The sequence below is a fragment of the Mesobacillus sp. S13 genome, assembly GCF_020422885.1.
Classification (GTDB): Bacteria; Bacillota; Bacilli; order Bacillales; family Cytobacillaceae; genus Mesobacillus; species Mesobacillus selenatarsenatis_A.
The window spans coordinates 628,635-642,638 of the sequence record NZ_CP084622.1 but is presented as its reverse complement, the minus strand read 5'-3'; the positions used below and the strand labels follow the sequence as shown (position 1 = coordinate 642,638).

Here is a 14,004-nt window from a genome sequence, read left to right as displayed (position 1 = left end):
TAAGTTGACCCGCGAAAGGCGCCTTTCGTGTCTGGCCAACATGAATGCAATTATGAAGGATACCGGAAAAGTTGAGAAGTACGCACTTTAAAGTTCCGTAGGCACCTGAAGGTTATATAGGCACCAAAAAGTGCCTTATACTACTTATAGAAATGTAGGGTTATAATGACACTACAATCGATCGGAAAGAAAAGAGGGTGCATTTTGAAGAAATACAATATACCAGTCGAAGCGGCTCTCGAGGTCATCGGCGGCAAATGGAAAGTCGTCATTCTTTGCCATTTGATCGAAGGCAAGAAGCGGACAAGTGAGCTGAAGAAACTCATGCCTGGCATCACGCAAAAAATGCTCACACAGCAATTACGTGAGCTGGAAGAAGATAATGTCATCTTGCGGGAAGTCTATAACCAGGTCCCTCCTAAAGTGGAATATTCATTAACGGAATATGGATGGTCATTGAAAGGGATACTGGATTCATTATGCTACTGGGGAGAGCAGCATATTGAAAAAAATTACCCGAATAAAGAGGATGTTTTGGTTACTCGTGACCCTAAGGAATAAGGAAGAGACAGCGGGCCGATTCCGCTGTCTCTTGCTATTTACCCTAATAGACAGTCGTTCAGGTTTATCGATTAAATAAAATTCACTGGACACCTGACATTTCTTTGCTGTTCAGCTTCTCCCTAAGTGCCTCTGTCTCCCAAACAAATGAAGATAATTCCTTCGCCCACAGCCCATATGTGAGCTTTGAAGGATGGACTCCATCACTAAAAAAGGCGCCATCCTCCTTATTGAATTTTGCCTTCCAATCTCGTACCCGGATTTTCGTATCGCTGTAATGGACCCCATCGAACTTTGATGCAGTAGCCAACAGCTCATTTCCTAAAATCTCAACCAAATTGCCGATGAATACTCTTATTAACAATGGAAATGCCGGAAAGTCCTTAATAGGCGGCATATTGGCAAAAACGATGGGCACATCCTCAAATTTGGATCTCAAGTCTGAAACTAGTTTTTCTGATTGCTTTTGCCAGGACCAGGGATTATTAAGGGTAAAGGCATCATTGGCACCAAGGCCTATCACAACCAAATCCACCTTCTGGTCAGGTATCATCGGAACGATTCTTTCTGTCACCTTTCTTAGAGTATAGCCGCTTTTGGCATACACTTCCCAGTGGATCGTCGCATTCATGTTTGCGGATAGTTCTTTTGCGAAAACTCCAGCGAACCCTTCATCATGGTGCGTGACCCCAACACCGGCGATCGAACTCTCCCCTAGAAAAATAACGCGAAACTCCCTTTCCCCTTCTAATCTCACACTGCCCGTATTCCCGATCGCCTCCGGTAACCGCGGTGTACGGGCTCGGACTCTTTTTCCCTGAAAATATAAAAATGGCAGAAAAGGGACCATGATTATACTTCCGAACATGTATCGTAACCTCAATTTTTCACGATCCTCTCACAGATTCATTCGCTATTAAGTTTAGTCAAATACATATTCAACAAAACAAAGGTTAATCCTTTCCTTTTTTAAAAAGGCTACCGTACAGCCGCCTTTCCTGTCATGCTTCATCAGCCTCAAGTCCTAGCGAAACTTCAAACCTAAGCGCGTCGATTCCTGCCCTTGCCTTTCCTATAATGAAAACACAAGCAAAGATAAAGGAGAATTCAACTTGATTACACATAGAGAAAAAGCGCATGAATGGATTCTGCACCTATCTATAAGCATCGTGGCCATCTATTTTGTATTTGCGCTATTGCCTACAGTACTTCCAATTTACAAATGGCTCTATTTAAGCGCTTTGCTCGTGGTTTTAGCATTGGATGGATATTTCGTCATGACGGGGCGGAACAGTCTTATTAGAATTAATAGAATGATTCTGTATTATTTAGGGGCGATTGTGCTTCTGACATTGACGATCTTTTATGTCTCAAAAGTGATTGTTTTTACCGATGTGTATGGGTTTGAAGGTTTGTTAAAAGAACATCTGCATACAGCAAAATATATATTCTTTTTCATCAGCTTTGCCCAGCCCATCCTCCTTCCGATCCCTGAAGCTGTTACAATCCCGGGTGCGAGCGCGGTATTCGGGCCGGGCGTTGCAGCAGCCATTGCCTTTCCCGGAACACTGCTTGGAATCTCGGTCATGTTTTTTGCCGCTAGATACGGAGGAAGGAAATTCATTTCCAAGTTCATCAAGGAACAGCAGCTAGAAAGATACCAGCAATATGTCTCGAAAAATGAAACGCTGATCATGTTCCTGCTATTCATCATTCCAATCCTCCCAGACGAAATCATCTGTGTAGGAGCAGGCATTGGGCAAGTATCACCCAAAAGGTTCTTACTGATTGCTTCAATCTCAAAATTTTTCACAGCAACGATGCTCGCATACTCAGTGGAATTGGCTGAGAGACTGTCTTTGACACCCCCGCAATTGATGTTTGGATTTTCAGCTATGGCCATTATTCTTTTTGGGATTACCGCCATATCGAAGAGATTTTTAAGCAAAGAACGCGGATTGTAAAAGAGGAACGGATCTACAGAATCCGTCCCTCTTTTTACATCAAAAAATTAAGGCAGGTTAACGCCTCGTGAGCTCACGTACAATGTATACCATTCGTCACGAGTCAGAGTCACATTGACTGCATCTGCACTTGCCTTGATCCGTTCAGGGTTTGCCGTGCCAATGACAGGCTGAATTCCTGCTGGATGCCTCATCAGCCAGGCGAGAACGATGGCTTCTGGTGTGGTTTGCTTTTCTTCAGCCAGCTTTTGTACCAGAGCTGCGGTGTTTTTGACACTTGTGCTTTCCTTATCAATATTTTTCCCGGAATAGAGCCCTTTTGCAAGGGAACCCCATGATTGAATCTGGATATTCTCCATCTGGCAATACTCCAGCGTTCCTTCCGGGAAGGTATTCTGGCGTGCCGCCTCCTGATTGACATGGACACCCGTATCGAGCCAGCCAATTTTATGTAAGCTCATTTCCAGCTGGTTGACGATGATTTTTTCATCCGTATGCTTCTGCAGTAAGCGCATTTGCCCGGCACTCATGTTGGAAACACCGAATGAACGCACTTTGCCGGAAGCCTTGAGCTGATGGAAGGCCTCTCCTACCTCGTTTGGATCCATCAGTGGATCAGGACGGTGCAGCAACAGGATGTCCAGGTGCTCAATTCCAAGCCTTGAAAGAATGCCATCCACACTATCAAGAATATACTCTTTTGAAAAATCGTACCTTGTCGGCAGTCCCGCTTCCTGATTACCGAAACGGATGCCGCACTTCGACTGGATGATGATTTCATCGCGAAGTCCCGGCTTTTCTTTTAAAACCTGACCAAAAACTTTCTCCGCTTTCCCCAATGTATATATATCAGCATGATCAAACATATTGATTCCCGAAGCCAGTACAGCTTCGACCGCTTCATGCGCCTGCTTGACATGTTCCGGCTCAATCGGCTGAGAATCCCAGCTTCCTCCCAGCCCCATGCAGCCAAAAACAAGCTCAGAAGCATTCAATCCATTTTCATTAATAGGCAGCTTTCTCAATCTAGATTCCTCCTGATGTAAAAGTAAAATCCTTTGCAAGCCATTCTACCATATTACGATGATGGATAATAATGAAAGGCCGTGGGTTGTAGCGCGTAACCGCCTTCCGATGAAAAAGTAGTGAGCAGGACTACTTTTGACAGCTTTTCTTCATTTGGCACCAAACCTGTCTTAATTCCTTCGATTTCTTGACAGCTTTATGCTTGTTGAACCCAAACCTGTCTTAATTCCTTCATTTTCTTGACAGCTTTTCGCTTGTTGAACCCAAACCTGTCTTAATTCCTTCATTTTCTTGACAGCTTTTTGCTTGTTGAACCCAAACCTGTCTTAATTCCTTCATTTTCTTGACAGCTTTTTGCTTGTTGAACCCAAACCTGTCTTAATTCCTTCGGGTTCTTGACAGCTTTTTGCTTGTTGAACCCAAACCTGTCTTAATTCCTTCGGGTTCTTGACAGCTTTTTGCTTGTTGGTGCCAAACTTGTCTTAATTTCTTCGGTTTCTTGACAGATTTAAGCTGTTGGCCCCAACCCTGTCTTAAGTTGCCCTTTCTTTTGACAGCTTTTCTGCATTTAACCCCAAACCTGTCGCAAGTCGGGCTTTCTTTTGACAGCTTTTCGGGGCCCTCGTGAAAGCTGTCTGAACTTACTTTGATCTACTTTTAAAAAGAGCTGCGCCCATGAAAAAAGAAGCACAGGGTACGTCCCCATGCTCCTGAAAAAAGGACGTTATTCCTCATGCTTTCATCTAAAACATCCATTACTCACCCGGATACTTCAGTCCCCACTGTCCGCGGATTTCATCCATCAGTTTCATGATTTCCAGGGATTCATCCAGGGGAACGACAGGGCTTTCAAGAAGGCCTTGCCTCAGGCATCTGCCTACTTCTACTATTTCAAATGCGTATCCAGCCGACTGTCTGTCATCGTTGAATGAATCTGCTTCCTCACCATTTTTATATAGGAAGGCAGATTTTGCACTATGGAATGACGGAATCCGAATATGACCCTCTGTCCCAAGGATATAGGCTTCATTCGTTAAGTCGACGCGGAAAGCACCATTAAGGGTGGCCGTCTTTCCACCAGGATAGGATAGCAGGATGGAAAACTGTTCATCCACTCCCGTTTCCCCAATATGAGCCGTGCTCAAAATCTTTTCCGGTTTTGTTCCGAAAATCATGGATGCAAAGGTGACAGGATAAATCCCCACATCCAGCAAGGCTCCTCCTCCAAGGGCCGGATTGAGCAATCGTCCCTCAGGATTCCATGGCGCACGGAAGCCAAAGTCGGCCTTCACCAACAGAACTTCACCGATTTCACCGCTGTCGATCCATTCTTTCACTTTCACAATCGGCGGCAGGAAACGTGTCCACATCGCCTCCATCAAGAACAGCTTTTGTTCTCTCGCAAACTGAATGACTTCTTCCAGCTCACCGCTATTGATAGTAAAAGGCTTCTCGCAGAGCACGGCCTTGCCAGCACGAAGACAGGCCAATACATTTTCTTTATGAAACGGGTGTGGCGTCGCAATATAAATCGCATTTACATCCGGATCTGTCACAAGTTCTTCATAGCTCCCATAGGCACGGGCCACACCATGCTCCTCCGCAAACTTCTCCGCGCTCTCTTTCGTACGTGAACCAACAGCACACTTTTCCGTATTCTCAGCAAAGTTTAAATCCCTTGCAAAAGCACTGGCAATTCCGCCAGTCCCTAATATTCCCCACTTGATCACTTTTTCGTCCATCGTTCATTCAACTCCTTAAGTAACGAGTAGCCCAATAGAAAACAGACCTTGTTTGTCCATTATACTACGATATTTTTCAAGCACACATGGAAGATCGTTAAAAAGCCATTCGCACTTTTTTTGGCGCTTGAACCGCCTGTGTCTCCATCGTGTCTAAGAAAGATTCTTTTTGGAGAGAATTCTACTAAAAGTTATAAGAGGTTATAGATATGTATTTGTTATTAGTCATTGTGGTATATATTATTTTTGCAAAAAAGTTCGTTAAGTGGCATAAGTGGAAAGAATACTACCCTACGGTCCAGTTCTATATTATCTGTAATTTATTGTATAATTTCCTCTTCTATCAACATACTCTATGGAAGTATAAAGCTGTTACAGTTGATTGGTTAAATCACACGCTGATCGAGATTGCCTTCACATTTTTCATTGTCCCTGTCGTCTTGATGATTTACCTGGAGTATTTTCCAAAAGAAAGGTTAAGAGGACTTTTGTATGTGCTGATCTGGGTGGCCTATTTCTCCGGGATTGAATATCTATTCGAGGCTAAAGGTTTGTTTGTCTATGAAAATGGCTGGAATGCTTGGTGGTCTGTATTGTTCAACATCATTACTTTTACTGTAGTTAGGATCCACTATAAAAACGCGCTGGCCGCATTCCTTATATCGGCACCTATTATTGCGGTTCTCCTATTATTTTTTCATCCAGCATTACACGATTTAAAATAGAAGGTGATCCGATGGATTCTCTATCCACTCCCTTATTCATAGTTCTTCTCTTCAGCATCTACATAGGGATGGCACTGTATTTAGAAAAACTGAGGAGAAGAAAGTAAGAAGGAGACCCTGTTTCTGTTCTCCCCCCTCATACTTTTAGACATTCAACCGGTGACTCTCCCCCCTTTTACCCATACGCTAAAAAAAGAGAAACACCGGGGGCGATCCCGATGCTTCACTTAAGTTCATATCGATAACAGACTACTCCTTCTGTCTGTTCGAACCCTTCCTGCAGGTAGAGGGCTTTAGCTTGTTCATTGTCTCCATTCACACAAAGCACACATCTGTTGTACCCTTTTTCCTTCGAAAACTTGATTGCGGCTCTTAACAGGACCCTGCCTAATCCTCTCCCCTGGTATTCCGGCAAAACAGCGACTGGTCCGATGTTCATGATTGGTGAATCTTCATATTCATCGTCCGACCCTCTCACCACTCCAACTGGCTCGTCGTTCTCATAGAGAATCATCATACCGCCATCCAGGTAATCAGACTCTGCCGGCATTTTTGCGACCATCTCGGGTGTAATCGCCGTTTCACTTCCCTTCAGCGTCGAGAACGCCGCATTCCTTACCAGGCACCAAGCATCCTCATCCTTGCCAGGCCGGAAACTCTTAATCTGATAACCTTTTGGAATAGCCGGTTCCCGAACCTCCAAGTCCTCCCTGACCAGCAGAAAAGTATATCTTTCCACGTCAAAATTAAGCTTTTCCATGACGACCTTCAATTTCTCGTTGAGCAAAGGAACAAATAGAAAAACATGATCCAATGACATTGTATGTTTTAAAAATGCCTCAAACAGTCTTTTATAGTCCTGGTCATCATGTGATTCACAATGAAAAATCCGGAATCTTGCCCTATTGCCCCTTCGATGGTAGTCATCCAGAATAAGAGAGGCAGCACCCTTTATTTGCCCATTTGAGTCAGTCATTATATAAGTAGGGTTTTCGGCATCCGCCTTGAAGTTCTCCAGATCTTCATCATACAAAAAGGAATCATCCAGTTCCTTTCGATGTTTTTTACAGTATTCAAAAAAATCTCCCTGTCGCTCCATTTTTAGTGCTTCGACCTTCATGATGCCCATCCTCTCAAATTAGTCATTTAATAAAAAGACATTTCTCTCTGGCCATACTTCAATAACAATTCTTTTTTCCACAGAATATATCCTGCTTTCAAGGTCTAGAACTTAGCCGAATGGGCAGCCGTCTTTTTCTCCATCACAGTCACTCTGAAGATGGGTAAATCTCTTTCTTTAAACTAATAGCAGCCAATAAATGCAAGCCCAATCCTTAGCATACAAAAAATTGATTTTATCTAATATATTCTTTATATTTAACTAGAAATGACCATTTTGATATCAGAAATTAAGGAGAAAATCATGAATCCTAATAATCAGAAACTCTATGATTTCATCACTGAAGACCCTTCCATTCTCACCAATAAATGGTTAAGCAAGAGAGCCAACGATCCTACAAGCGTATACTCCTCTTGTGACAACCATCGAGCTGAGGACCGATTAAGGGAGCAAAATGGACTTTTTATTAGAACGGTAGCCAGTGTACTGGTTACCAGCGAAAACGAAGTGAATCAAGAGATTAAAACTTGGGCTCAAGCCGTTGCGATGGATCGTGTCGAGACAAGAACTCCTCTCCACGAGGTCATTCATCAATTCAAGGTATTCAGAGGTATTTTCTGGGAGCATGTTCACCTGTTCGTCATGGAGAATAAAGGGGAAATTTCCGATACAGAAATCCTGCATTGGAGCACATTGATCCACTCCACATTTGATACCATCATCGAAACCTTTGCTGAAGAATATTATAACTATTACAATGATCGAATTTCTGTCCAAAGTGAATTGATCAATGAATTGAGCGCCCCGATCATACCACTCTCAGATTCTATCGGAGTATTGCCGCTTGTGGGAGATATCGATACCCAGCGTGCAAAGCACATTACAGAATCCGTCCTGATGCAAAGCAAAGATTACCATCTAACACACCTGTTTATCGATTTATCAGGCGTCTCCATTATTGATACAATGGTAGCAAATCAGTTATTCCAAATTATCGACATCTTGAAGTTAATCGGAGTAAAAGTACATATTAGCGGGATCCGCCCAGAAATCGCCCAGACAGCAGTCCAACTAGGCATCAACTTTCATAAAGTACCAACACAGGCAACCTTAAAGCAAGCATTGAAGGCGAATAAGATTGTCCTATCGAATACTATTGACGATCAAAAGTAAAAGCAAAGGAATCAACCTTTGCTTTTTCCTTTTATTAAGCATTGGAATCTTTGTACCAAACCCTAGAAGTCAAACACAGTATCCTAGGCATCCTGCTGCCTTCCCCATCTCTGATCAACACAGAACCCTAGCCTCCGAAACCTTATGATAGAATCTTAGATTTAAAGTAAATGATTTCAGGGTCGCCTTCATCCAAGTTTTTGACAATACCACTCTCGACAAATCCATTTGCTTCAAAGACCTTCTGCATGCTTTTGTTAGAACGATTGGCAGAAGAGAAAATTTTGTCAGTAGGAGCAGTGCGAACCAGATCATTCATCAATTGACTCGCAATACCCTTTCGTCTCTTTGCGGGAGATACAATAACCAGGGATATAAACGTACATTCAAAAAAATGAGTATCATATATCAAAAATCCAGCAACATCCTCATTTTCATTCACTAGAATACAACGCCCTTGTTTAATCGCTTGCTCAATAAAATCTTTTCTGCTTGTATTTCCTATCACTTGACGGTCTACTTGAACAATCGTGTTTAGATCTCTTAACTGTGCCGTGACTACTTTCACAATGATTCCCCGCTTAAAAGATCCTTCTTTAAATAGAAATGCTTGAATTCTCTTCCCACATTATCCAGTGTGCCGTAAACGGTATAACCATTCTTTTGATAAAAATCCAGCGCCTGAAAGCTCAGAGTATCCACCTTTATAAAATCGCACTTGCTCTCTACGGCGATTTGTTCCATTTCTCCTAACAATTGAGTTCCATATCCTGAGCCGCGGAGATCTTCATCGACCATAACATATGTATTTCCAGCCAATTCCAACATACCTCTCCCAAAATGCCCCCACGAACATTCCCATCCTCATCTAATAAAAAGAAATTCACTTCTCGATATCTTCCTCTTAGATCTTCAGGAAAATGCTTTAAATTATATTCATAAAGTTTTTGATTAACATGGCTTTTATTTGTCTCATTCATCTCATTGGTTATACGAAATTTCATATTGCACCTCTTTGTCAATTGATGCTTGGACCCTGTATATAAATCTTAACATAAATTTCCTTTACGTTATTTTGTTCCCAGAGGACGGTTCTGCTGTCTCAAGATTATGCCTTCTAAAAAAATGGAAAGGAGCAGTTTTTCGTGTATTTATTTCCAACATTTCTCAAATTGCAAATAATTAGTAGTATAATTGTTATATATAGATAGCTAATTCGTTAGCTGCACTTTTTATTGGACCGGAGGCGTAAGATAATGGATAATCAATATTTTGTTGGTTGGGGAACCTTAGCATTAATAAATGCTGGACTTGCACAAGGAAAGAATAGGACCGGATTGAATTGGTTTTTGCTTTCTCTTTTATTAGGTCCTTTAGCAACACTATTTTTGTTATTTGCTGAAAAGAGAAGTTAGCTAGGAGGGTGAAAGAGACAGCGGATGGTTCTGCTGTCTCCTAAATAAAAAGCACAGGGTACGCCCCCGTGCTAAGTATTTGCCTTAATCCTCATTCTGCTTCAAGAGTTCCTGCTTATACTGAATCACGCTAAGCAGCTTGGCTCCCCGCAAACTCGGAATCATAGTCTCCAATTCGCTGAGCACCTTTTCCTTCTCCCCGACATGGACCAGCTCATCCAATTCCAATAACCTGCGGTAAAAAGGATTCTTCACTTTATCTTTGTACTTCCTATATGATTCACGATCCCCCTGCTCAATCGCAATCCCAGCAAGGGAATACCATTTATACATATTGTCCTTTAATCCTCTCGCCATCTCTTCCGCTTCATCATACTGCTTCCTTTTTACAAGCAGGTTTACATGACTCAGCTTTTGATAAAAAGGAGATTTAATTTTATACATCCTGTCCTCCGCTTCCTCCAACTCATCATTGAAAAAATAATAATGAAACTGAAATTGCGGATGCTTCGATTTCTTCATAAAGTCCATGATCTTATCCGGATCCTTCTCAAAAAGAAACGGATAAAAGCTCTTGTACATAAAAACTAAGATAATAACAAGATTAACCAAAATAATGAGCCATAGTGACGCTTGCATCAAGCCTAATAACAAATCAGCAAAAAATATCACAATAAAGAACCAAAACATGGTTTACTCCCTCTTTTACTATTAATAAATACCGTTTGTGCCTATATTTCTATCGGTAAACAGGCAACCCATTTCAAGTTTCCGTGCATGGAAGCCCGTCCGTCTGTCCCCATTTGGTTTATATAGCGACTTTTTTGTTTTTATAGCGAGTTTCTCATTTATATAGCGACTTTTTCGGTTTTATAGCGAACTGGAAAAAACAGCCGATTTTTTCCAGCGAAATAAGAAGTTTACTAGTTGTCTTTGCAACTAACCAAATCCCATCTATCAAGGCCGAGGCCAACAACAATAATAAATATTCCCATTTTACTGCCTCCGTGTGGAATTTTCGTATATTAGGCAAGGGTTCCGATTCTCACTTTTGTAAAATGAGAGCTACTGGACCCGCCGCACTTCTACCAAAACAGCTAAAAGCTGAAACCTACTTAGTTCGCCTTTTCAGTTCTTCAATAATCATTAATGTACATAGCATGATAGTGGCACTTAGAAAAATAATGGCAAAGATCAGTCCGGCCATAGCCGAGTTGAAGACACCGCTACTAATGGTTCCATCTCCATCTCCAAGACTTCCACCAATGAACATAGTAAAAACCACACCTATAATTAGAACGAAAGCAGAGTAAAGATACTTTTTCATAAAAAATCCACCCTTTTAAACCTATGTAATTCAGTAATTGAACATTGGCCGTCAAACTTGTTCATCGGATTAAAATCCAGCCCCAACCCGATTCAAGTACATTTTCGCTATTTGCTCCTGACCAATGACTTTCAGTTTGATGTGTTCATTCTCTGATTGCAATGCCTCAAGTCTATTATCAAATTCATCCTCAAATTCCTTTGTTAAATCTCCGATGATAAAAAGATAGGCAATAGAGGAACCTGAGTTTCTTATACATCTTTCCAAATCATCTATCGGTCTTTTCGTCTTCACTGCCCCGATATAGTTCTTGCACTGAACTGGAATATCTTCGTGTAAAATAGACCCATCGATTGGGTCTAGAATCCTCATCGTGAGATCCCAGCCGAGTCCAGAATCGCCCTGTTTCTTGACTTCAAGCCCAGGAGTCGAACGAATAAGGTCTGCAACAAATTTTTCAAAGTAAGCGCTCGGCCATTTGGTAGAAATCCGCTTATAGGTTTGAGTAATGACATCTTCTTCGAGAATTTTTGATTCGAACTCAGCAGTATGTTCAATCTCATTGGCTTTCAAGAACTCTGCATCCCCTTGCAGTGATTTTTCCACAATCCAATCCAGTTCCTCTTTGGCAAGATCCTCATAAATCTCATAATAATGGCCTCGTTTCGAGAGATGGTGCCTCAATGACTGTGATACTGCCTGGGATTCCACATTGATAGACGTATCCGTTAAAAGCTTGCACTCAATATAATGATTAAAATCACTCTCTTGCGGCTCTGTAGAATGATACTCACCTGTCACTTCAGCAATAACGAATTTTCGCAACGGCCTGTTCAACTGAATGATCAGCCGATCCCCTTTCGTCAACCTGTTGATTAAAAACTGCGTGTACCGCCATACAATTTTTTCTTCCGCCGTCCTGGCAGATGAAGGTTTTGTCTTGATCAACCTCAAGTCAGAACCGGCACTGCTCCATCCAAACCTCGCCCGTCCCTCCTCCAGCTCTGTTAGCATCCAATCTTCGTGACCTTTCCTTATTGACACAAACTTAAAATAACGCGACATATTCATTCCCTCCTATTAGCATCCATTTTTTCATAATAACCGCAGAAATCACTGCACACCCAGGCGGGATAAACTGTCTCCAACTGAATGGACCCATCCTTAAGCTCAACAATCTCTTCGAACGCATCCTCCATCATCCTGCAGCCGCACTTTGGACAAAGCTCCGTCTTCATTAAGGCTCCCCCTTATGAATCTAGATAAATACCTTTTTCATCACTTTAATGATAGAAATATCTGATTCGCGGATAGATCCACGATATACACCCGCAGTTGAAAAATTGATTTCCTCGCCCTTGGCATTGTAGGTGCCATCTTCATTCAGTTCTTTGGCAAGAAATCGATTCTGGTACATAATGATGCCCGCTGCTTCCATTTCCCAACAGCCAATCACGACGTATTTTTTATCTCCCCGGGAAAAGTCGTTAGCCCTAGTCCCCTTTGAAAAATCGAAAATACTATTCTCTTCATAATCACCAACATACAGTTGGCCATTCTCAAGAATACCATTTACAAATTTCTCGCTTTGCACAACTGAACCTTCTGTTAGTATGTTCACGATCATCCGCTCCTAATGGTCTATTTTTTAATTGTAGCATAATTTTCCAGTCGAAAATCAAAAGTGTGCTACTGGCTTCTGCTTTCCTTCATATCGTAAAAGAAACGAACTGCTTGCCGAGCTTATATCAGGCAAGCAAAGACTTGATATTCTAGAGAAATTAAACACAAGGGGCAACGCTATGAATCTGCCTTTTTTTGTTCTTGTTAACTGCCATAACCTACCACTGTCTATTCCATTGAAGAGCATCTTTAGTCATAGTATAGTGTACCCTTAAGGCATTTTGTCAGCCATCTAAGGACTATAGAACTAATCCTGTAAAGAGGTTATTTCTATATGAACGGTAAAGACTAAACAACTAATAGGAGAGGTGTAAAGAATGGCATTCGACTCGATTCTTACAAAGGTACTAGCAGGAGCAGTCTTTGCAGGAGGTATAACAGTAGCAGGTATCAACTACAACGGCACAGAGGATATTAACAACATTAAGGGCATGGCCGAGGATATGAGAAATAACTTTGCACAGGCAGTATCCGATAAGGATTACATCAAAGGTAAATTTCAAGACCTAAAGACTATGTACAAAGATGCTGCTACAGAGGCTAACAATACGATCGGCTCTTTAAAGACAGATAAGGCAGACCTTGAGTACTCAGTCAATCAGCTCACTGCTCAGCTAGAAGAGGCTCAGGCAGAGATTGCTAGACTACAAGAGGCAGGAATATCAGAGGAAGAAAAAGCCGAGGCTCAGGCAGAACTGCAGAATGTAATAAATGGACTTGAGGAACAGCTGGACAGAGCGAATACAGAGATTGCAGGACTAGAGGCAGAAGTATCCAGATTGACAGCAGAGACAGACTATACTTCTGAAGACAAGACTCAATATGATGTAGAACCTGTAGAAATCGAGGATAACTGGGAGTCTGCACCTACAGACACTCCTGATGCAATACTGGATAACTTTTACCCAGAATTGGTAGACCAGGATGCCATCGAGCAAAATGCGGAAGGTGTAAAGGCAATGGATCAGGCTGTACCGCAGATTGAAGCAGAGCTGAATAACTTTGACACCTATGTAGACATCATCGGAGTAGAGGCAGTAGATGGACAACTGGCTTATGTCATTACCCAGGATACCAATGCCCAGGTTCTAAAAGATACGGGTGCTAATTCTGATGCAGTAATGAGCCTTGCTATCGAGCTGGGATACGACAAGTTAGACTTTGTGATGCCTAATCCTGAGGGAGAGCCTTTCCTCGCCTTTTCTATAGGTGGAGATGGCTACATTATTAGATAATGTCAACCACGAGAACTGTGATTCGTTTCATTC

The 14,004-nt window shown here is 42.0% G+C and carries 16 protein-coding genes and 1 pseudogene; 6 read left to right on the top strand and 11 right to left on the bottom strand.

The features are described 5' to 3' along the window. The first annotated feature begins 204 nt into the window (after positions 1-204). A complete protein-coding gene (locus LGO15_RS03330) occupies positions 205-561 on the top strand; it encodes a winged helix-turn-helix transcriptional regulator (protein ID WP_226086742.1) in 357 nt (118 codons plus the stop codon). Between the two features lie 82 nt (positions 562-643). On the opposite strand, the gene LGO15_RS03325 is transcribed toward LGO15_RS03330, so the two are convergent. Further along, positions 644-1,429, bottom strand: coding sequence for an SGNH/GDSL hydrolase family protein (locus LGO15_RS03325; protein ID WP_226086741.1), 786 nt, complete (start codon positions 1,427-1,429; stop codon positions 644-646). 244 nt (positions 1,430-1,673) lie between these two features. Between LGO15_RS03325 and LGO15_RS03320 the strand changes: the two genes are divergently transcribed. Beyond that, positions 1,674-2,525, top strand: a complete 852-nt coding sequence (locus tag LGO15_RS03320) for a TVP38/TMEM64 family protein (protein WP_226086740.1) — start codon at positions 1,674-1,676, stop codon at positions 2,523-2,525. A gap of 47 nt (positions 2,526-2,572) precedes the next feature. Here LGO15_RS03320 and LGO15_RS03315 read toward each other — a convergent pair whose 3' ends face one another. Next, the gene (locus LGO15_RS03315) at positions 2,573-3,550 is read right to left on the bottom strand and encodes an aldo/keto reductase (protein ID WP_226086739.1); all 978 of its coding nucleotides are present in this window, start codon (positions 3,548-3,550) and stop codon (positions 2,573-2,575) included. Between the two features lie 756 nt (positions 3,551-4,306). Then, positions 4,307-5,293 (bottom strand): Gfo/Idh/MocA family protein, encoded by a 987-nt coding sequence (locus tag LGO15_RS03310; RefSeq protein WP_226086738.1) that lies wholly within the window; start codon positions 5,291-5,293, stop codon positions 4,307-4,309. A gap of 209 nt (positions 5,294-5,502) precedes the next feature. Between LGO15_RS03310 and LGO15_RS03305 the strand changes: the two genes are divergently transcribed. Then, positions 5,503-6,018: a CBO0543 family protein gene (locus LGO15_RS03305; RefSeq protein ID WP_226086737.1), complete on the top strand. Its 516-nt coding sequence runs from the start codon at positions 5,503-5,505 to the stop codon at positions 6,016-6,018. Between the two features lie 223 nt (positions 6,019-6,241). Here the strand turns inward: LGO15_RS03305 and LGO15_RS03300 are convergent, their stop codons facing one another. After that, a complete protein-coding gene (locus tag LGO15_RS03300; protein ID WP_226086736.1) occupies positions 6,242-7,138 on the bottom strand; it encodes a GNAT family N-acetyltransferase in 897 nt (298 codons plus the stop codon). Positions 7,139-7,441: 303 nt separating this feature from the next. Here LGO15_RS03300 and LGO15_RS03295 point away from each other — a divergent pair, with 303 nt between their 5' ends. Continuing rightward, positions 7,442-8,311, top strand: coding sequence for an STAS domain-containing protein (locus LGO15_RS03295; protein ID WP_226086735.1), 870 nt, complete (start codon positions 7,442-7,444; stop codon positions 8,309-8,311). Positions 8,312-8,453: 142 nt separating this feature from the next. Here LGO15_RS03295 and LGO15_RS03290 read toward each other — a convergent pair whose 3' ends face one another. Both LGO15_RS03290 and LGO15_RS03285 read right to left on the bottom strand, forming a co-directional pair. Beyond that, the gene (locus LGO15_RS03290; protein ID WP_226087808.1) at positions 8,454-8,882 is read right to left on the bottom strand and encodes a GNAT family N-acetyltransferase; all 429 of its coding nucleotides are present in this window, start codon (positions 8,880-8,882) and stop codon (positions 8,454-8,456) included. After that, positions 8,876-9,315 (bottom strand): annotated as a pseudogene (locus LGO15_RS03285) (GNAT family N-acetyltransferase). Before LGO15_RS03285 ends, LGO15_RS03290 begins: the two are co-directional and overlap by 7 nt. 252 nt (positions 9,316-9,567) lie before the next feature. Between LGO15_RS03285 and LGO15_RS03280 the strand changes: the two are divergent. Beyond that, positions 9,568-9,726: a hypothetical protein gene (locus tag LGO15_RS03280; protein ID WP_226086734.1), complete on the top strand. Its 159-nt coding sequence runs from the start codon at positions 9,568-9,570 to the stop codon at positions 9,724-9,726. A gap of 84 nt (positions 9,727-9,810) precedes the next feature. On the opposite strand, the gene LGO15_RS03275 is transcribed toward LGO15_RS03280, so the two are convergent. The 5 genes from LGO15_RS03275 to LGO15_RS03255 all read right to left on the bottom strand — a co-directional run bounded on the left by LGO15_RS03275 (position 9,811) and on the right by LGO15_RS03255 (position 12,674). Then, positions 9,811-10,416: a hypothetical protein gene (locus LGO15_RS03275; RefSeq protein WP_226086733.1), complete on the bottom strand. Its 606-nt coding sequence runs from the start codon at positions 10,414-10,416 to the stop codon at positions 9,811-9,813. A 421-nt stretch (positions 10,417-10,837) separates the two neighbouring features. After that, entirely contained in the window at positions 10,838-10,999 is a 162-nt protein-coding gene (locus LGO15_RS03270) for a hypothetical protein (RefSeq protein ID WP_226086732.1), read from the bottom strand. Between the two features lie 123 nt (positions 11,000-11,122). Then, positions 11,123-12,118 carry a hypothetical protein gene (locus LGO15_RS03265; protein WP_226086731.1) on the bottom strand — a complete coding sequence of 332 codons (996 nt, stop codon included), beginning with the start codon at positions 12,116-12,118 and terminating at the stop codon, positions 11,123-11,125. Positions 12,119-12,120: 2 nt separating this feature from the next. Beyond that, positions 12,121-12,291, bottom strand: coding sequence for a hypothetical protein (locus tag LGO15_RS03260; RefSeq protein WP_226086730.1), 171 nt, complete (start codon positions 12,289-12,291; stop codon positions 12,121-12,123). Between the two features lie 20 nt (positions 12,292-12,311). Continuing rightward, the gene (locus LGO15_RS03255) at positions 12,312-12,674 is read right to left on the bottom strand and encodes a hypothetical protein (protein WP_226086729.1); all 363 of its coding nucleotides are present in this window, start codon (positions 12,672-12,674) and stop codon (positions 12,312-12,314) included. A gap of 379 nt (positions 12,675-13,053) precedes the next feature. Between LGO15_RS03255 and LGO15_RS03250 the strand changes: the two genes are divergently transcribed. Further along, positions 13,054-13,971 carry a hypothetical protein gene (locus LGO15_RS03250; RefSeq protein ID WP_226086728.1) on the top strand — a complete coding sequence of 306 codons (918 nt, stop codon included), beginning with the start codon at positions 13,054-13,056 and terminating at the stop codon, positions 13,969-13,971. Positions 13,972-14,004: the final 33 nt, after the last annotated feature.